General features: G+C 36.9%; 13 protein-coding genes. 8 read left to right on the top strand and 5 right to left on the bottom strand.

The genetic code is table 11. The features are described from left to right. Nucleotides 1-433 precede the first annotated feature (433 nt). On the bottom strand, nt 434-1,789 hold the full coding sequence (locus F6K54_RS02125) for a Rieske 2Fe-2S domain-containing protein (protein WP_293073817.1): 1,356 nt from the start codon (nt 1,787-1,789) through the stop codon (nt 434-436). A gap of 631 nt (nt 1,790-2,420) precedes the next feature. Continuing rightward, on the bottom strand, nt 2,421-3,896 hold the full coding sequence (locus tag F6K54_RS02120) for a glycoside hydrolase family 13 protein (RefSeq protein WP_293073814.1): 1,476 nt from the start codon (nt 3,894-3,896) through the stop codon (nt 2,421-2,423). A 359-nt stretch (nt 3,897-4,255) separates the two neighbouring features. Here F6K54_RS02120 and F6K54_RS02115 point away from each other — a divergent pair, with 359 nt between their 5' ends. Next, on the top strand, nt 4,256-7,459 hold the full coding sequence (locus F6K54_RS02115) for a TIR domain-containing protein (protein WP_293073811.1): 3,204 nt from the start codon (nt 4,256-4,258) through the stop codon (nt 7,457-7,459). Between the two features lie 309 nt (nt 7,460-7,768). Here the strand turns inward: F6K54_RS02115 and F6K54_RS02110 are convergent, their stop codons facing one another. The 3 genes from F6K54_RS02110 to F6K54_RS02100 form a co-directional block, all read right to left on the bottom strand. Then, nucleotides 7,769-8,923 (bottom strand): adenylate/guanylate cyclase domain-containing protein, encoded by a 1,155-nt coding sequence (locus F6K54_RS02110; RefSeq protein ID WP_293073808.1) that lies wholly within the window; start codon nt 8,921-8,923, stop codon nt 7,769-7,771. 69 nt (nt 8,924-8,992) lie between these two features. Next, nucleotides 8,993-10,138, bottom strand: coding sequence for a transposase (locus tag F6K54_RS02105; protein ID WP_293073805.1), 1,146 nt, complete (start codon nt 10,136-10,138; stop codon nt 8,993-8,995). Between the two features lie 45 nt (nt 10,139-10,183). Then, nucleotides 10,184-11,299 (bottom strand): TRAFs-binding domain-containing protein, encoded by a 1,116-nt coding sequence (locus F6K54_RS02100; protein WP_293073802.1) that lies wholly within the window; start codon nt 11,297-11,299, stop codon nt 10,184-10,186. A gap of 204 nt (nt 11,300-11,503) precedes the next feature. Between F6K54_RS02100 and F6K54_RS02095 the strand changes: the two genes are divergently transcribed. The 7 genes from F6K54_RS02095 (at nt 11,504) to F6K54_RS02065 (ending at nt 20,690) form a co-directional block, all read left to right on the top strand. Then, nucleotides 11,504-12,001 (top strand): hypothetical protein, encoded by a 498-nt coding sequence (locus tag F6K54_RS02095; protein ID WP_293073799.1) that lies wholly within the window; start codon nt 11,504-11,506, stop codon nt 11,999-12,001. Nucleotides 12,002-12,108: 107 nt separating this feature from the next. Further along, nucleotides 12,109-12,492, top strand: coding sequence for an IS200/IS605 family accessory protein TnpB-related protein (locus F6K54_RS02090; RefSeq protein WP_293073796.1), 384 nt, complete (start codon nt 12,109-12,111; stop codon nt 12,490-12,492). 1,385 nt (nt 12,493-13,877) lie between these two features. Next, nucleotides 13,878-15,164, top strand: coding sequence for a glucose-1-phosphate adenylyltransferase (locus F6K54_RS02085; protein ID WP_293073794.1), 1,287 nt, complete (start codon nt 13,878-13,880; stop codon nt 15,162-15,164). Nucleotides 15,165-15,370: 206 nt separating this feature from the next. Continuing rightward, nucleotides 15,371-15,832 carry an AAA family ATPase gene (locus F6K54_RS02080; RefSeq protein WP_293073792.1) on the top strand — a complete coding sequence of 154 codons (462 nt, stop codon included), beginning with the start codon at nt 15,371-15,373 and terminating at the stop codon, nt 15,830-15,832. A gap of 939 nt (nt 15,833-16,771) precedes the next feature. Further along, the gene (locus tag F6K54_RS02075) at nt 16,772-17,782 is read left to right on the top strand and encodes a DnaJ C-terminal domain-containing protein (protein ID WP_293073789.1); all 1,011 of its coding nucleotides are present in this window, start codon (nt 16,772-16,774) and stop codon (nt 17,780-17,782) included. 780 nt (nt 17,783-18,562) lie between these two features. Then, nucleotides 18,563-18,913: a hypothetical protein gene (locus tag F6K54_RS02070; RefSeq protein ID WP_293073786.1), complete on the top strand. Its 351-nt coding sequence runs from the start codon at nt 18,563-18,565 to the stop codon at nt 18,911-18,913. Nucleotides 18,914-19,172: 259 nt separating this feature from the next. Beyond that, nucleotides 19,173-20,690 carry an AAA family ATPase gene (locus F6K54_RS02065; protein ID WP_293073784.1) on the top strand — a complete coding sequence of 506 codons (1,518 nt, stop codon included), beginning with the start codon at nt 19,173-19,175 and terminating at the stop codon, nt 20,688-20,690. Nucleotides 20,691-20,833 lie beyond the last annotated feature (143 nt).

Raw genomic sequence — 20,833 nt, 5'->3', positions numbered from 1 at the left:
CCCCTTGAAAAGGGGGGAACTGGAAGTCCCCCTTAAAAAGGGGGATGCGCAGGGGATCATTGATGTACTTCACCAGGATGAAAACTAATATAAGTAGGAACAAGTTTTTTGATCCCTAATTATCCGGACATGATATAACCTATTTGCGTAGTGCTATAATACCAAAGTACCTAACCTACTGGAATAGGAAAATTTTCCTATACTTTTGACTTCCGACTCCCAACTTAATTCCATTTAGAACTGTTGAACATGATATTAGACTTTTGAAAATATCTCTTTTCTTAATAGACATCTCCAAAAATCAAAAATAAAATCAATTCTTACCCAGAAATTATCAATTATTCCCCTCATGGGAGGGGTTACGGGTGGGTTCCCTGTTCCCTGTTCCCTGTTCCCTGTTCCCTGTTCCCTGTTCCCTCTTTTCTGGAGATGTCTAATGCCTACTATAAGAACGTTCAAACCTAATTTTTAACTTCTCAGCGACAACCGCTAAACCCACACTTAATAGAGAAACAGAAACCATCAACAACTTAATGGTAAAATCTTCTGTAATTATTGCTAAAGCTGCTAGAGCGATCGCCACTCCCACAAAAGTCTGTTTCCCCCGAATAGCTGTTTTATGGGCACGACTACAGGAACTACAGAATTGAGTATGATGATAATATCGAGCCATTGATACATCTTCCTTCTCAATCTTACCGCACTTTTCCCCAGTCTTAAAAGTAGCATAACCTTGATAATAAGGTAGAGATGAACCAAAGCGATCGAGCCATTTTCGGTATTCCAACAGAATAGTATCGGAACTCTTCAGAGGCAAATATAATTCCTTCAAGCTTTTTTTCGTCCTTTCAATATATTCTTGCTGTCCTAAAACCTGTGGCAAATCTTCCTCTAAAATTTTACTTTGACCTAAATGTATCATCCACCGGGGAGTTATTTTCGTTTTCCACCCAAAAAAGTTGCGATAACTACGCGTCAAAACCCGACATCGGTTTTTACCCACTGGCATCGAATACAACGCCAACCCAAACACCCAACCCTTTTCTCCAATGGAAAAATTCAATAGTACCAAGTTAGGGGCAAAAAATGTGAGATATCTCCAAAAGTCATTAGGGTTACGAGTGCCTCGAAATCTAGATTTTATTCCCGTGATCGAACTTTCAAGAATTTCCATTTCTAGGGGTTGAGCATTTTTACGATTTCCTTGACTACCATGATGACTGATATGAATATGAGCTGGATCTAACACTTGCTCAATAAAAAAACCTTGGTCAAAAGGTAATTCTGAGACCTTCTCTGAACCAACAAATCCTGGTTTTTCTAAATCTGGTAAAGTGGGAATACTATTTTCATCTGCTATGTCTGCTTCTCCTGCCCACATCCAAACCATACCTTGTTTTTCTGTCACAAGAAATGATTTTACACAAGCTTTTGCCGGAATTTTAGCATCTGCTGGTAACTGCGGAATATGTAAACATTCCCCTCCATTGCCAAACTGCCAACCGTGGTACAAACATTCGATTTTACCGTCAATTATTTGTCCGTCTGAGAGTTTAGCAGCACGGTGAGGACAGACGTCTGTCAGGCAAATTAATTTACCATCGTTATTTCTAAATAAAACCAGAGGTTCATCATACAAAGAAAAACTATAAGGGCGGTTTTTGGGTAAGTCTTGAATGAATGTGACTGGATACCAACAGTTTCTCCAATTAAATTCTTGGTCTGTTTCTGAAGTTGCTGAGGTATCAGTGGCTGGTAAAATTTCTGGGATATTGGGTGCTATTGTCATTTCAGTTATCAGTTATCAGTATTTCTAGCTTAAGCAAGAGATTTGAAATATGGAATATTCTCTTTTTTTTCTCCCCTTAAAAGGGGAAATTTGAGACCAATTTTTTTCGGTCATAATGAAAATTTTTCTGTTCATCAATTACTTTATTATATCATGTTCGGATAAACACTAACTATAAAGTCATTGCGACTGTAACGGAGTGGAAGGAAGCAATCTCAGGGGTTTGAGATATCTCTTCCATCTATATCTTAATCATAACTATTCAACCGAACATGATATTAGTTTATCATTCAGCACGCAGTGCGTGACAGTCAAACCGACCATTATTCGAGAATATGGTAAGCGTACCGTCACACACCCTACTCGCTCTTTTGTTGACAAATAACCTCTTAAAACAAGAAAATAATTAGTAAGCAGTCAGCAATCAGCAATCAGCAATCAGCTATTGTTTTTAGTTTGAGATAAAAGCTTTACTAATTCAGTCTGAATTAAATTTTACTATAAAAGCTGGCGCTCAACAGTCTATACTCATTAAAACTCTCTTTTTTTGCTGAGAGCTGACAGCTGTTTGCGTAGCATTCCGCAGGAAATGCTTACAATAATTAACTACTTTTGTCAATCTATAATACAATTAATTATTAACTAAAATTGAGCCATTTCTAGGAAATAAATTTAATTCTAATTGAGTAGATTCTTCTTGCCATAAAATTTCACAACTACCATAAACAATTTTACTAGGTTGAGAATTAAACTGAGTAACAGGAACATTTACCTTCGCTACTTCTGTACCACTATTAATAGCCACAATAATTTCTTCATCTCCTAAAATGCGAGCAAATACATACACATTTCCCTCTGCAAATAAAACCTCATAACTACCAGTACGCAAAGCAGAATATTGATTTCTAATAGCAATCAACTGTTTGTGATATTCCAGAACTTGAGCATCCCACTTTTCCCTAGGAGGAAAACTACGACGAGAGTCAGGATCTAACTTCCCTGGTAAACCTACTTCATCACCATAATAAATACTAGGAGCGCCAGGAAATGTCATTAATAATAGAGTAGCTAACTCAACACTTGCTTTATCCCCTTGAGCAATACTCAAAACTCTAGCTGTATCGTGACTGTCTAATAAATTCAGTTGAGTTAGTTCAATTTCCCACGGATAGAGTTGTAGCAACTCCTGCATTTTTTGACCATATTCAACAGCAGATATAGCTGGATAAGCTGAATAGTCACAACCTTTAACTTGGTCAATATCCACGCGATCGCCTGCGGTAAAAGCAATAGTCGGGCCAGTAAACAAATAATTCATCACCCCATCAAACTGAGTACCATCCAACCATTGCACGCAGTCACTCCAGACTTCACCCACAATATAAGCTTCTGGGTTAATAGCTTTGACGCGATCGCGAAATTCTTGCCAAAACCCAGGAGTCTTAACTTCAAACGGCACATCCAACCGCCAACCATCAATGCCAAACTCTAACCAATATTCCCCAACTTGCATAATATATTCTTTCACTTCCGGGTTATCGTGATTAAATACAGGTAAAGCACGGTTGCCTACCCACCCCACATAATTAGCAGGTAAACTGCCATCATAAGCAGATAGAGGCCAACCTTCAACTTTGAACCAATGTAACCAGGGCGAGTGGGGGCCGTTTTCCAAGATATCGTTGAAGAAATAGAAACCCCGACTAGCATGGTTGAAAACTCCATCTAGAACAACTTTAATATTGCGATCGTGAGCAGCATCTATTAATACCCTTAAAGCTTCATTACCCCCTAAAATTGGATCGACTCGGTAATAGTCATGAGTATGATAGCGATGGTTACAAGTTGATTGAAAAATAGGGGTGAAATAAATAGCAGTGACACCCAAGTCTTGAATATAGTCAAGTTGTTCGATGACACCCCAGAGGTTGCCACCTTTGTAACCTTGAGGAGTAGGAGGTTCATCCCAAGGTTCTAGGGTAGAAGGATAATAACCTTTGTCTATACCTTTTCTAGTTTGGGTAGGTGGTTGACTTTTGGCAAAACGGTCTGGGAATATTTGGTAAAATACAGCGTGTTTTACCCATTCTGGTGTTTGAATTTGCATAGATAATTTTATCTTTTTAGGAAATCGATATTATTTTTACAGGAAATTGGTCTTAAAGTATCACAAATTCAAGTAATATTAAAATTTTTCACAATGACTAGGCAATTTGATGTAGAGAAAGGTTAGATTTATAAAGGATACATAATATTCTAGAATTGGCCAAGGCAACTGAAAAAAATTAGTAACTATGATGACCTCTTAGCAAAGAATTATTTCAAGAAAAATCAAAATTACATTGTGATAGTGGTGGCATCAATAGCTCACGTCAATACTTGTTCAAGCAAGAGTTGCAAGCTCTAATTAATGAATTAGGGATAAAAATTCCCATTCCAAAAATCTAATTACCAATCCATAAAATCATGTTAGAATATTACAATGCCTTCATCTCTTACGGACGTGCTGACAGTAAATCTTTTGCCACAAAACTCTATGAAAAACTCACAGAAAATGGTCTAAAAATCTGGTTTGACCAAAATGATATTCCTCTGGGAGTAGACTTTCAAAATCAAATTGATGATGGCATCATAAAAGCTGATAATTTTCTGTTTATTATTGCCCCTCATTCTGTTAATTCTCCCTACTGTCTCAAAGAAATAGAATTAGCTATTAAATACAATAAACGAATTATTCCCCTGCTTCACGTCGAACAAATTACTTATGAAATTTGGCAACAACGAAATCCTCAAGGAACTTTAGAAGAATGGGAGATTTATCAACAAAAAGGTAAACATTCCAGCTTTCCCAATATGCACCCTGAAATAGGTAGAATTAACTGGGTTTATTTTCGAGAAAATATTGATAATTTTGACAAAAGTTTAACTGACTTAATCGAATTATTTAATCGTCACCAAGATTATGTCAAACAACATACTAAGATTTTAGTTAAAGGTTTAGACTGGGAGAAGAATCAAAAACAAACTCGTTATCTCTTAATTGGAAAAGAACGTCTACAAGCAGAAAAATGGTTAAAGATTAAATTTACAGAAGAACAACCCCCTTGTATTCCTACAGATTTACATTGTGAATTTATCTGTGAAAGTGATAAAAATGCTAATAATTTAATGACTCAAGTTTTCCTGGCTTTTGCTGAAGCAAATAAAAGTATCATGGAGCAAATCAGGAAAAGTTTGATGCGTTCAGGAATTACTGTCTGGAGTTCTCATGCCGATATTAAAACTGGAAAAGATTTTCAAATAGAAATTAATCAAGGAATTGCTGGAGCGGATAATCTAATTTATTTATTGTCTCCTGAAGCCATAAAATCTGAATATTGCCAACAGGAATTAACTTATGCTTTGAGTCTGAATAAACGAATTATTCCTATCTTAATTTCTCCCACAGATTTAACAAAAATTCCTCCGCAAATAAGTAATTTACAATTGATTGATTTTACTGCCTCAGAGCCAGAAGGAATAGATAAACTCCTGAAAGAATTAAAGTCAGAAGCTGTTTATTATCAACGACATAAAATTTTATTAGTCAAAGCTTTGAAATGGCTTGAACAAAATCGTAACCCTAGTATTTTATTACGGGGTTATAATCTCGAACAATATCAAAGTTGGCTGGAATTAGCTGGGAATAGAACGGCTAATTTACCCACAGATTTACAAACAGAATTTATTACAGAAAGTGCTAAACAACCACCTAATTTAGTTTTAGATGTTTTTGTTTCTTATTCCAGAGCAGATTCAGATTTTGCTCGACAGTTAAATGATGCTTTACAAACTCAGGGAAAAACTACTTGGTTTGACCAAGAAAGCATTGCTACAGGCACAGATTTTCAACAAGAAATTTATCGTGGAATTGAGCAGTCGGATAATTTCTTATTTATTATTTCTCCAGAGTCGGTAAATTCTCCTTATTGTGCTGATGAAGTCGAATATGCCAAAAGTTTAAATAAACGATTTGTGACAGTATTGCATCGAAAAGTTAATCCTGCGGAATTACATCCAGAATTAGCAAAAGTGCAATGGTTAGATTTTAATCAGTATGGGGGAGACTTTTCTGCTAATTTTACTGAGTTGGTGCGAACCTTAAATATAGATAGAGAATATGTGCGGGAACATACTAAAATATTGCATAAGGCGTTGGAATGGAACCAAAGAAATAAAACTATAGATTTACTGCTGCGGGGAAGTGAATATACGAGAGCTTATGAGTGGTTACAGTTAGCAATAACAAAATCTAAGCAGCCTCCAGTAACTAAGGATATGAAGGAATTTATTCTTAAGAGTAAGCCAAAAGTTGAACCTTTACAAAAGTTACAGAAGAAAGCAAAAAGAATTATTTTTAGACCTTTAGAAGCGATCGCTATAAGTATATTAATTTTATTTAGTTGGCAATTGTCAACTCAACGTTTTTTGATTGAAAAGCGAGTATTAGTGCAAGCTATGTATCGTCAATTTACCAATCAAGTTGAGAGGAAAAATACACCGCCTGTGCTGTTAGTGGAAATTGACGAAGATTCCCTAAAAAAAGCCAAAATATTCGATCCTCTACCAATGGATCGTAGTTATATTGCTAAAATTGTCGATAAACTGATAACTATCAACACCAAAATTATTGGTTTTGACTATCTTTTTGACCGCTATCAACCCAAAAATGATACAAAGCTAGCCCAAACTTTACGCTCATCAATAGAAAAACAAAATACTTGGTTTGTATTTGCTACATCCCAGAATCTTTCTGGTGGTTGGTTTGAAGTATTACCAGAGCTAGCTTCTCCTAACTGGCGACTACAAGGAAATGTTCGCGTACTAGGTTATGGCCGTTACGTTACCCATGTAACACTACTACCAAGGAAATATTCCGCTAAAAAACCATTGCCCTTTGCTTATCTGTTAGCAGTTGCTCATGTGTTCAACGCGCAACAATCTGAGAATTGGCTGCAACCTCAGATTGTTCATACTGCAGGTAAACATTTTTTGGAATTATTTTCTAGCTCATCTCGCTTACAACCTTTAACTAAGTTTTCTTATCGATTAGGGCAAATGTGGCTGCATCCAATTATAGATTTTTCTATTCCTCCAGAAGTAGTTTTTCTTCGTTTACCAGCTTGGGAACTTTTGGAAAGTAGCAAAGACCAATTATTAGCCACAACTAAACTAGAAAAACTTCCATCAATAGTGATTATTGCTGCTGGATATAAAGATGCACAATTTATGCGAGGAAAAGACCATTTTCCTTTACCTGCTGCTGTTAGTTACTGGCGTTCTGAAAAGCAACCGCCTAATCCTAGTAGGGCATTTACAGGAGGAGAAATTCATGCTTATATGGTTCATCATTTCCTGAACCAAAGATTAGTTATACCTATTCCTGATTTATGGCTAATTGGGGTAGCTATTGTGTTAGGGAAAGGAATAGTATTAATATTAGAAAATTATTCTATAGGGTACAAACAAAAAAGTATTTGGTTATTACTATTTTTATTAAATATAATTTATAGTTTAGCTAGTCTACAAATTTATATTAGTTCTGCAATCTTATTGCCTTTGTTTTTGCCTAGTTTAACATTTTGGGTTTGTATATTTTTCTATTTAATCAAACCTAAATCAACAATTTAAAAAGTATTTACCGAAAAATAAAGGTTGAAAGCCTCTCCTAAGCTATTTGTAGCAAAAATTTATCAATTTGGTATAACCAATCCTATCTGTTTTAAGAAGAGGTAATTATTAATTATTAATTGTTAATAATTAATTATTGTCAACCAATCCTATCTGTTTTAAGAAGAGGTAATAATTAGACATCTGGTGATAATTAAAAATCAAATCAATGATAGTGCATAAATCATTAATTCTTTCCCCCTACTCCCTACTCCCTCTTTTCCGGAGAAGTCTATTAATTATTAATTATTAATTGTTAATTATTAATTATTAAAAACCACCCCCATAACGTCGCACATGATAAGTAGGAAATGTACCATAAGATTTAGCCAAAGAAGTTTGCCCCACATAATCACAAGTAAATTCCTTAACCCCCTCTGAAGCTACCATCGCTGCAAACGCTTGACTTGAATAAACCTTTCCTGGTGGCGTAATAGGTTCAATCCTAGCAGCATAACTCACATGAGTACCACTGTAAGTTGTCATCCCAGTGATGGGATTAGTATATTTATAAACCACCCCTGTATGTAACGCTACCCGTAAATTCAAACTTGCCGGCAACCCTACTTTTTCCCAATCTGTACTCTGAACAAGATTGCATAATTCCAAAGCAAATAAACCCGCATCCCTGACATGAGAAAATACATAATATAAAGCATCTCCCCAAGTATTTTTCATTACTGGTTTATAAGAAGATTTAGCTTCAAAATTGGCAAATGCACCAAGAAAATGTTCTACAAATAGACTAATCTGGTTTTCCTTCAACTTAGAATAACTCTTAACATCTGCAAATAACAACGCCATAATTAAATGATTTTCGTCTTCTGGGGTAGAAGTTAGTTGCAAGAAAGTTGGCATTGTAGATACTGTATTTACAATCTCTACTTTCTTTGTCATCACAGATTCTAAAATCTGCTGAATATCAATTATTTCCACATTATTGTTCCATTGTCGCCAAAATTCTACAGCCTTTGCTGTACCACCTATCCCACCAATTTGTTGATTCCAAACAGCCATTGGTATAAGTTCTGTATCTAACTGTTGTGCCCGCATTTTTGCCAACCCATAGAGTATCCTATTTGTGTATTCATAGACAATATTGCTTTGTTCAAGATTATAATGAGTTGGAATAATCACTTCTGTCGCTTTTTCCAAAACTTGCTCAAACCGTTGTCGCCAATTACTATTAGGGATAATATCAACAGATTCTTTCAGAAAATTTTCTCGCTCATGGGGCAAGACAATATGAGTCTCCCCCTCCAATGCAGACAAAGCTTCAAGGAATAAAATATCACTACCACAAGCTGCTGAAGCATAACCCAAACGAGCATCTAACTGAATTAGGCGATCGCGAATTGCCTCATAAACCTGTGATTCTATCTCTGGCGGAAATCTAGGTATTGTGCGCCCTGGCTCATCAATCATGTGACCACTAAATACTACTACCGTTCTTAGAAACCTACGATAATCTATAGAAATCTATGATGATCTGTTCTATTCCTGCTTCATTCTGGCAACGTCGGCGTTATCCAGTCCACAAGCTGTCACGGTCGAACTGACCGCCATAGCTAAATTTAACGCTGCATTCAAGTCTCGATCACAGCTAAAATTACAGTGTTCGCAATTGAAGACGCGCTCTGATAAAAACAGAGACTCTTTAACAGTTCCACACCTACTGCAAGTCTTAGAACTAGGAAACCATCTATCAACAATGATTAGCTCAGAACTGTATAACTCACATTTGTATTTAAGCTGTCTTCTGAACTCGTAAAAACCCATGTCGCCAACAGCCTTAGCTAGCTTGTGATTTGCCATCATGCCTGATACATTTAAGTCTTCTATTACTATTTTGCTGTGGTTTTTAGCCAAATAAGTTGTTAATTGATGTAATGTATCTTTTCTGATATTGGCTATTTTGCTATGCAGTTGAGCTATCTTGAGTTGCGCTTTTTTCCAATTAGACGAAAACTTGACTTTATGTCGGTTTAGATATTGCAGTCGTGATAGTTTAGATTCTAACTTTTTGTAAGATTTGGCACCAACAAAAACCTCACCAGTAGATAACGTAGCTAGAGATTTTATACCTAAATCTACACCAACTACATCAACTGATTTCTCAGTGACTTGAGTCTCGGTTTCTATCTTGAAGCTAATGAACCAACCATCGGCTTTTTTAGTTATAGTTACAGATTTAGGGGTAACATTATCTGGCAAGATTTCAAATGTTTTTACCCATCCAATTCGAGGCAGTTTTATACGATTAAAACCTACCGATATTGAACCATCTAAAGTGAAACTATCATCTCTACCTTTTTTCTTGAATTTAGGTTGAGCTGACACTTTACTAAAGCAACGCTTCCAAGCTGATGATAAATATCTCAAAGCATATTGGGGTGCTGTTTTAGATACTTCATAATACCAATAGTTATTAGGTTTAACCATTGCTACTAAAAGTTTATGCAAATCAATAGCAGTAGGAAATTTAAGTTTACTCTCAGGATTATTAGAGTTGTGATTAAGAATATTCCTAGTTAACCATAGTCCCCAATTATAAGCATGACGGGCTACACCAGCGTGTTTAGCCAGTAACGTTTTTTGACGATTATTAGGATGTAACTCAGTTTTGAATCCTAGTAGCATAAAATCAAAGATAGATTATCATAGATAATACTAGATAACCATAGATTATGTCAAGCTGTTAATTACCCTAGAAATAGGCAAACAATTTTTAACCCAATTAATATCTCCTTGTCGATATTCTAGGATTAAAGTAGCATTACGACGAGTCGAACTTAAATTCCCAAATCCACCCTTACTTTGCTTCACAGCTTGACTATACCAATCTTCTGCCTCAGAATTTTCCCCCAAAATTAAAGCAGTTTCTCCCAAAGTTGCTAGTAACCAGTAGTTATTCTCACTCCTCTGAGAAACTGGTGGGAGTTCAGCCAAACATTTTTCCCGTACTTCAACAGCGATCGCCTTTGCTGTTTCAGCATCTCCCATCAACATTGTTATTGTCGCAGCATTTATCCCCGGATAATAATCCCCACTCATTTGATAAGCTTGTTGATATCGTTGAGCTGCCAATGCTATTTGTTGGGCACTTTCCTCTGGAGAGCTTGCTTGCTGCCACAAGTCTTTGTGAGTCCTGGCTAACAAACTAATAGTTTCCTCATCATTTTTACCAGAGTTTACTAACTCCAATAATAAATTATTCGCCCGCTGAGTTGCCCCACTGCGAGCTAAACTCAAAGCTAAAAGTTGTTGTAAACGGATATCATTCGGCCATTCTTTTAACCCCTCCGATAAAATATCATAAGCCATTAATGGCTCCCCAAGTTTCAGGATATATTCACCCAAAATCCGAAAAATTTCTGGGTAACGCAAATGGAGATTAATAGTTTCTCGACGAATTGTTTGTAAACTTTTTAAATTTAGTTGGGATGATTTTTTTAAACTTTCTAAAATTAAGGATAAATTACTATCATCAACTGTAGCAGTTTTTTCAGTAGTAGTTTCGCTTCCTTCTATTCGATAACCTATGGCTAAAAGAGTTTTAATTACTCCCATAGAAACAACGCGGTCATATTCTTTTTCTGACTCTGGCAATTCTTCATAAGGCACTAAACCAGGATGTAATTTTTGGGCATCATCTCGATTTTTTCCATATTTCCAACCTTCAGAAATTCGCTGTTTTGCCCAAATTTCATGGGTATTTTTAGCCAGTAATTCAGTGATTTTTAAATGTTCTGTTGTCAGATTTACCTTGGAAGTATCTATTGGATCTGGTTTATAGTTCAAAATCTGCTCCTCGATCAAATAATAGTTAACGTCAGGATTAAGGGTTATTAACTGTTAAACTTAAACTGTAGAAAATAGTTGTCAAACGTAGAAAAGTATTGTAATATTAAACAAGTTAATAGAAAACGTAAATTTAGGTAATGAATGATTTCGAGCATTATAGTAATCACGGGCGAGGGCCACAAAATTTGAGTAGACAGACCCATGAAAGTTGTTGACAGACATATAATTAGACGAACACATAACTTTTGGCAGGTGTGTGATGAGTTAGCTTTTAAGTCAAAAAACCTATATAACTTGGCTAACTATAACTGTCGTCAGCATTTTTTCTGTACTGGTAAAAGTCTCTCACTAACTAAACTGTACCACGCCACCAAAGATAGCGATGCTTATAGAGCCTTGCCAACTAAAGTATCAAAACAAATAATAAAATGCTTGGTTGCCACTTGGCGTAGCTATTTTCAAGCTATAAAAGAATGGTTAAAATATCCACAAAAGTTTTTAGGTAAACCCAAAATACCAAAGTATAAGAATAAAACTCAAGGTAGGAATGTAGTTATATATTCAAAGGAATCAGTCTATAAAGCCCCTTTAAAAGATGGTATTTGTCACTTATCAATGAGTGAAATCATGCATACCTGTAGTTGTGGATACTGTAATCGAAGTGAGGATAGTACCTGCTACTGCCTGCTATATAATTGAAGTAGTCTATGAAAAAACTCTTCACCCACAAATACACTCAACATATGTAGCCGGAATAGACTTAGGAATTGATAGATTAGTTGCTCTAGCTACTTGCCAAGCCTGGTGTGAAACCATTCCTTGTTAATGGGAAGCCACTAAAAAGCGTCAATCAACTGTATAATAAGCGTAAAGCCAAGTACCAAAGTCATCTCAAAGGCAACAGAAAAACCAGCCGTAAGATTAAAGCATTGAGTTATCATAGAAATCGTTTTGTGGAGAATTACCTGCATAACACCAGTAAGTTAGTTGTCAATTATTTAGTGACTAATAATATTGGTACTGTAGTAATTGGAAAAAATGATAATTGGAAACAAGGTGCAAACATTGGCAAAATCAACAACCAAAAATTTACCCAAATACCTCACTCCAAGCTAATTGAACAGATAACTTATAAATGTCAACTGGCAGGAATCAAGGTAATTGAAACAGCAAGATTGTTATACCAGTAAAACATCTGCTATTGACGCGAGAAAAACCAATATGCTATTGAATTCTATGTAGGCAAGCGAGTCAAACGCGGTTTCCAAACGGAGTGGAACTGGTATAGTTATTAATGCCGATGTTAATGGCAGTCTTCAAATATAAGATAAGAAATTCCCAGGGGCATTTACTGCCGAGGGAATAGTGAGCTGCGCCGAGAGCGCCAGTATTGGTTAATCCAATATCAAGATAAAGGCTGTTACAATTTTCTACAGTTTTTTTCGTACGGTTACTTAACATTCATTGATGATAGTAACTATAAGTTATCAGCTATCAGTTTTTGTATTGACATACAAAATGTTTTTGGACTACTAATCCCAAATTATTTGTGAGAAAAAACTGTAGAGGTTTGATATTCACACCTAAGATTAAAGATTGGGTTTGGAAACAAAACCGCCACGATCAATCAAATATTACAACTTAATTTAGGATTGCTATAGGCGATCGCTAAAATATCTAGTTTTATCGCTTCCAGTTTTTCACCTTCTAAAATATTCCTAAAAACAGTTGATTTTATACTTTACTTACCTACTATAAAATTTCAACTACACTGTTTCGCTAGTGAGGATATTCTTCATAATCTTGAGAAAGTCTAGGATTACAGCCTAACCAAGCAAAAGTCCTTTATACCACCCAACGTCTGGGCAAAACTTTAAACCCTTTTTCAGTTCTGAATAGTTAATTTCCATCCACTTGCTCATTGCCACTGGCTTCTCTAGTTTTATTCTATAACCTTGATCTGCCCAAACAATTTTCAGATTCGGGGCCTCATTTGATGACTTGAAGAAATATAAACTTAGCTGCTGTACAATACCTATACAATTCCGGCAAAACTTGGTAAAACCTGACCCACCCCTCTAGCTCCCCTCCCAGGAGGGGATGGGGGTGGGTGATGTTTGCTTCTTGCTTCAACCTGGGAGGCCGCCCTCTTCCAGTTCACAAGCGTAAATTCGGGTACAGCCTACCCCCTAGCATTTTGATTAATTTCCCCATACTGAGATAACACCAGTGCTGCATTCAAGTCCCGGTCCTTATCAGTAATAACCCTTGACTATACCACCAAATATTTGTTGTTTTCTTCCTTTTACCTAATTAAACCTACAAGAGAAAAGATAATTAGCGATCGCCTACCCATAACCAAAATTTAACCTAACCATATCTACATAAATAACACCACGAAAATATGGCGCGAACATTTATAAATGCTCAAACTCAGTCAGGGATTACTTCTAACTTCCAACTTCTAACTTTTGACTTCTGAATTTTGACTTTTGACTTCATAAAGACCTCTTGCCAACGATCCCCTACCGTTGGACACTGAGAATGAGAAAATTGTTGGCAGTGAGGTTCAACCGTGAAAAATGTACTAAGTATAATTCTAGGCGGTGGCGCAGGTACCCGTCTCTATCCATTAACAAAACTGCGGGCCAAACCAGCAGTACCCCTAGCCGGGAAATATCGGTTGATAGATATTCCCATCAGTAACTGCATTAACTCAGAAATGCAGAAAATATATGTTATGACCCAATTCAACTCCGCTTCCCTCAACCGTCATATTACTCGTGCCTATAACTTCCCTGGTTTCAGTGAAGGTTTTGTAGAAGTTCTCGCAGCTCAACAAACTAAAGATAATCCAGAGTGGTTCCAAGGAACAGCAGATGCTGTCCGTAAATATATCTGGTTATTCAAAGAGTGGGATGTTGATTATTACCTAATTCTCTCCGGAGACCATCTCTACCGCATGGACTATCGGGAGTTTGTCCAACGTCATATTGACACAAAGGCAGATATTACTCTGTCTGTCTTGCCCATTGATGAAGCACGGGCATCTGATTTTGGTTTAATGAAAATCAATGACTCAGGTCGGATTATTGAATTTAGCGAAAAACCTAAAGGGGACGATCTAAAAATTATGGCAGTGGATACCTCTGTTTTAGGAGTTAGTCCAGAAGTCGCTAAAGAACAACCCTACATTGCTTCTATGGGGATTTATGTCTTTAATAAAGATGTCATGGTCAAACTATTGGAAGAATCCGAAGCTCCAGATTTTGGTAAGCAAATTCTACCTAATTCGGCTAAAGATTATAACGTTCAAGCTTACCCATTTGAAGGTTATTGGGAAGATATCGGGACTATTAGGTCATTCTATGAAGCTAATTTGGCTTTGACTCAACAGCCTCAACCACCTTTTAGCTTCTATGATGAAAAAGCTCCTATCTATACTCGTTCCCGGTATTTACCACCCAGTAAACTTTTAGATTGCCAGATTACGGAGTCAATTGTCGGAGAAGGTTGTATTCTCAAACAATGCCGAATTGACCATTGTGTTTTAGGATTGCGATCGCGAGTTGAAGCTGGTTGTGTAATTGAGGACTCTCTTCTGATGGGTGCAGATTACTATGAACCTTTTGCAGAACGTAAATCTGGGCTACAAAAGGGTCGTGTCCCATTGGGTATCGGTGCTGAAACGACTGTTCGTGGGGCAATCATTGATAAGAATGCCCGCATTGGTCGCAATGTCCAGATTATTAATAAAGATCGTATAGAGGAAGCTCAACGTGAGGATGAAGGATTTATCATTCGTAGCGGTATTGTTGTTGTCCTGAAGAATGCCGTTATCCCAGATGGCACAGTGATCTAGTAACACCAAATTCATAAAACGTTGGTACATTAGTAGAGGCGTTAACTATCGTTAACGCCCCTAGCAAATATAGTGGTTATGCGTAAGTTCTGTGAGTTTTAGGCTCCGCGTCAATCCTATCCGTTTTCAAGGAGAGGTAATAATTAATTATTAATTATTAATTATTAATTGTTGAATGCTAGCCACTAAACGCTAATTGCTAATTTATGAGCAAACTAATTATTCTTATTGGACTTCCAGCTAGTGGCAAATCTACTCTAGCAAGGAAAATAGTTACTAGATATCCTCAGTGTCAATTAATTTCTACTGATGCTATCCGGGCTGAGTTATTTGGTGACGAAGCAATTCAAGGACCTTGGCTCCGAGTATGGCAGCAAGTACAGCAAAAATTTTACCAAGCTGTAAGCCAGAAATCTCTAGGCATATATGACGCTACGAATGTCCAACGTCGGCAACGACGACAAGTAATTGACCTAGCAAAGGAAAGTGGATTTACCCATCTAACAGGTTTGTGGCTTGACAAATCATTAGAATTATGCTTAAAAAGAAATCAACAACGACAGCGTCAAGTTCCTGAAGAAGTAATAATGAAAATGTATCGACAGTTAACAGATGCTCCTCCAAGTTGTGAAGAAGGATTAGACGTATTGAAACGAATTACTAAATAAAACAGAAGAGGTTCTTTTGCACTTTACTGAATAATTAAGGTTTAAAGCTTCTGCGCATCAAAAAAAGAAAAAAAATCTTTTAGTCAATCCTCTGATTTTAAGAAAAGGGAATTGTTAGTTATTAATTACTAAAATGAGATTTTCTCTACATATAATATTCATTAAATTAATCCCAATATTATAACTAAAAAATAGCTTTAATTCTTACATTTTTCATAATTCATAATTAACTTTTAATGTGGAGTTATAGCACTAAAAAAAATCTTACAGCCATGAAACTTCAATAACTTGCAGGTAATATTTTAACTCAAGCTGATAGATGATATCTGAGTGCCTATAGCTAAACTATAAAATAAAGTACGGAAATTGCTATTACTCTTTCAGGAAAAACCGAACTTAAATGGATGTTAAACTTTGATAACTTGAAAGAAAGTCAAACATTACAATTCAGCCTGACTGATTAGTTACTAATATTTGGCAGTAGTTTTTTTATAAAAAATTTGTAAGCATTCAGCGGTCAGCTAGCCTCCTATGGTCGGAACTGCATTATCAGCTTTATTACCTTTAGTGGGCAATTTAAGCTCGTTGTTCTTGTGCTTCAATTCTTTGTTCAAAAATGTAGTAGAAGTTAAGCAAATACTTGGTTCATTCATTAAAAAGCTGAATGCGAGCGCATTCCGCACCGAAGAGCTGATTGCTAATAACTGAATGTGAGCACATTCCGCAGGAAATGCTTACAAAAATTTTGCAAACCTATCTCTAGGTTTAAACTAATTTCTATTGAAAAATCAAAAAAAACACTTGAAACTACATTGTATATTGCTTTTGGCTTTTTGTAATTGACAGTAGTCAAAAATAGTTTTCTTATAATTAATTACTAAGTAATCATATATTACATTCACGTTAATCTGAAAAATATTAAAATGAGGAGATAGATGAATGGCTACAACTGATTTTAAAGACTATTATTCAATCTTAGGTTTAACAAAAAGCGCTACTGCCGAAGAAATAAAAAAAGCTTATCGTAAATTAGCGAGGAAGTACCACCCAGATATGAACCCGGGTGACAAGAAAGCAGAAGCTCGTTTTAAAGAAGTTAATGAAGCTTATGAAGTTTTATCAGATCCAGAAAAACGTAAAAAGTATGACCAATTTGGTCAATACTGGAATCAAGTAGGTTCCACAAGTGGTGGATGGCCTGGAGGTACTGGTGGTAATGCCGTAGACTTTGGAAACTTCGATTTTAGTCAGTATGCCAGTTTTGAAGATTTTATCAATACCTTATTAGGGCGTGGTGGAACTCCAGGTAGTAATGCTGGTGGACGACAAACCTATACCTACAAAACTAATACAGGTTGGCCAGAGGGATTTAATAATGGATTTGATGGTTTTTCTAATTTTGAAAATCGTCAGTCAGCAGCTTCTTTGAATTTAGAAGCTGAGATTACTCTTACTTTTGCAGAAGCTTTCCGAGGAACACAAAAGCGTGTAGGTACTGGAGAAGTTTCCATTCCTCCAGGGGTGAAACCAGGAAGTAAAATTCGAGTTAAAGGTAGAGGTCAATTAGATCCATACACCAAAAAAAGAGGAGATTTGTATCTAAAGGTAGATATTCAGTCTCATTCTTTTTTCCAGTTTGACGGAGATAACTTACTCTGTGAAGTACCAATAACTCCTGATGAAGCTGTATTAGGTACATCTATTGAAGTACCAACTCCTGATGGTATGGTTAATGTTAATATTCCTGCAGGTATTCGTTCCGGTCAGTCTTTACGGTTACGAGGTAAGGGATGGCCAAAAGCAAAGTCAGGGGGACGTACTGACCAGTTAGTACGGGTTACTATTACTATCCCAAAAAATATTAGTGCTATAGAAAAAGAGTGCTACGAAAAAATTAAAGCGAATCGCACTTTTAACCCTCGTAGTCATTTACAAAATATATTGCTTTAGTTAAGTCCATAACACAAAACCACTTCAATAATTAATAATTAATAATTAATAATTAATTATTACCTCTCCTTGAAAAGAAGAGGATTGACTCAAAGGAAAAATTTTTTCTTCTCTTGGTCTTATGGATATGGCGAGGAGACCCGCTCTTGACAGAGCCGCTTCGCTTTATATGTTGCGGAGCAAAACGCCATCCCTCGACCGCTTTTTTCCTCTTACAGCGGTTTTCATTTCAGTAGACCACAGTAGGGACGTTGCATGCAACGTCCCTACAGGGTTTTGGTTATGACGATGTGGTTCATCAATTTGAAAAGCGCTGTAAAAGGGGAGGCTTTAGACCACAATTTCTCGGTAAACAGTAAGACAGGGAAATATTTTTAGATGAGCTGTTGCCTGTTGCCTGGTCTCAGGGAAATACTTTTTTCACTCTTACCTATTCCCTATTCCCTATTCCCTGTTCCCTGTTCCCTGTTCCCTGTTCCCTGTTCCCTGTTCCCTGTTCCCTGTTCCCTGTTCCCTGTTCCCTGTTCCCTGTTCCCTGTTCCCTGTTCCCTGTTCCCTGTTCCCTGTTCCCTATTCCCTAAAAGTAAAAAATTTTATGAGCTTAAAAAAAGCTGTAAGTACTACAGAAAGGAAAGTACAGCTTTTTTCATCGGTGAATTACTTTGGCTAATTTGTAAACAAATGTTACAATATTGGAGTTAAAACAGTTTAACTGCTTGACATTCCCAAAAAGAATAGTTAATGTAATATACATACCCGGGTAAACAAGTTGACTGTCATATGCAAGACAAGCAAAAAGTAACATTATACATCCAACCAGAACTGCATCGCAAGCTCAAAATTAGGGCAGCAGTTGACTCGGAACCAATGTCATCAATAGCAGAAAGAGCTATCCTTTTCTATCTGGAACACCCAGAAGTAGTCGATGAACTAAGTTCAATATATGGACAAACCCACCGGGTATACACTTGTCCAGAATGTACGAGTTCAGTTGTAATGCGAGAAGGAGAACTGGCCTCCCTAAAAAATCAGCCAAGTGTATTGGCAGAGCAAAATATTCCAGTAAAGGAAACCCCGGAAACAGAAAAATCTGAAGCTCAACCGGGAGAACAAGAGTTAGTTCCCTGCTGATGAATGTAGAAACTACTACATCTGAAAGACTATTTTGAATGCTAGTTTAAATCTAGCTATGGCGGTCAGTTTGATCGTGGCAGCTTGTGGACTGGGGACTGCCGACACTTCCAGGTTGAAGCAGGAATAGAACAGATAATTGTAGATTTTACAGATAATTGTAGATTTTACAGATTATTTTAGGCTTCTTAAGAAAGGCAGCAATCATAAACTCAATTAAGCCGTAATCAATTGTACCGTTTCTATTTGATCGAGGACTATGAAAGAAGAAATTAACATTCTCATCCAAGCTCAATATCCTCTGATCTACCTCATAACATCCGAGGAAGAACGGTCAGAGCAGGCAATTGCAGCGATCGCTCAACTTAAGCCCCAGTCTCAGAAAAAAGTATTTGTTTGGACAGTAACTCACGGAATAGTAGAGTACGGTCAAAGCAGAAACACCACTCAACATAATACAGTCTCACCAGAGGCAGCTATAGAGTGGGTAATTAGGCAGCGAGATGCTAACAACAATGCTGGAATATATATATTCAAAGACCTACATCCATTTATTGACTCACCGCCAGTTACTAGGTGGTTAAGAGATGCGATCGCTAGCTTTAAGGGCACAAATAAAACAATTATATTGATGTCCCCAGTGCAGAATGTTCCGATAGAACTAGAAAAAGAAGTAGTTGTACTTGACTTTCCACTACCAGATATGAAGGAGTTGAATAGAGTCTTGTCACAACATTTAGGGAAACGTAACATTTCTACAGAGACAAGGGAAAAGCTCCTGAAAGCAGCTTTAGGTCTAACAAAAGACGAGGCTGAAAAGGTATATCGCAAAGCTCAAGTAACAGCAGGACGTCTAACCGAACAAGAGGTTGAGATTGTACTGTCTGAGAAAAAGCAGCTAATCAAGCGTAACGGCATATTAGAGTACATCGAAGAAGATGAAACTATTAATGCTGTAGGTGGGCTAGAGGAACTTAAACACTGGTTAAGGCAACGTTCTGATGCTTTCACAGAGAGAGCAAGAGAATATGGCCTACCTCAGCCAAAAGGAATGTTAATCCTAGGAATACCTGGATGTGGGAAATCTTTAATAGCAAAGACTACATCTCGCCTTTGGGGTTTACCATTATTACGCTTGGATATGGGACGAGTCTACGATGGTTCAATGGTAGGACGTTCTGAAGCGAATTTACGAAATGCTCTGAAAACAGCCGAGTCAATATCACCAGCTATACTTTTTATAGATGAGTTGGATAAAGCTTTTGCTGGTAGTACTGGTTCAGCAGACTCTGATGGAGGTACTTCCAGTAGAATATTTGGTTCATTCCTGACTTGGATGCAAGAAAAAACTTCCCCAGTATTTGTGATGGCAACTGCCAACCGAGTAGAACGTTTACCGGGAGAGTTTTTGCGAAAAGGTAGATTTGACGAAATTTTCTTTGTAGATTTACCAAATAAACAGGAACGTCAAGATATCTTCAGAATTCACCTAGCAAAAAGACGTCGAGAAATAGAACGCTTCGATCTCGATCAATTATCTAATGTTTCCGAAGGCTTTTCAGGTGCAGAAATAGAGCAAGCCATCATCGCTGCTATGTATGAGGCATTTGCTCAAGATAGAGAATTTACACAGCTAGATATTATTGCCGCGATTAAATCTACGCTACCGTTGTCGAAAACCATGACAGAGCAGGTGACTGCACTACGAGATTGGGCAAGACAACGTGCGCGGCCTGCTGCAGCTTCAGTCGCCGAGTATCAAAGACTGGAGTTCTAAAAGCTTTCTCCTGGTCCAAACAGGAGTAAAGGCTAGTAATCTGGATAAAGTTACTAGCAGTGCCTAAAAAAAAACCACCTTGACTCGATATCAACTTAACGATTCTGAGCAGTGGTAATGTTTCATAAAAACCGTTGTTGTTT

Origin of the sequence: Okeania sp. SIO3B5 (assembly GCF_010692555.1) — a bacterium.
Taxonomy (GTDB): Bacteria; Cyanobacteriota; Cyanobacteriia; order Cyanobacteriales; family Microcoleaceae; genus Okeania.
The sequence above is the reverse complement of the archived record's forward strand: the minus strand, read 5'-3'. Positions and strand labels throughout refer to the sequence as shown.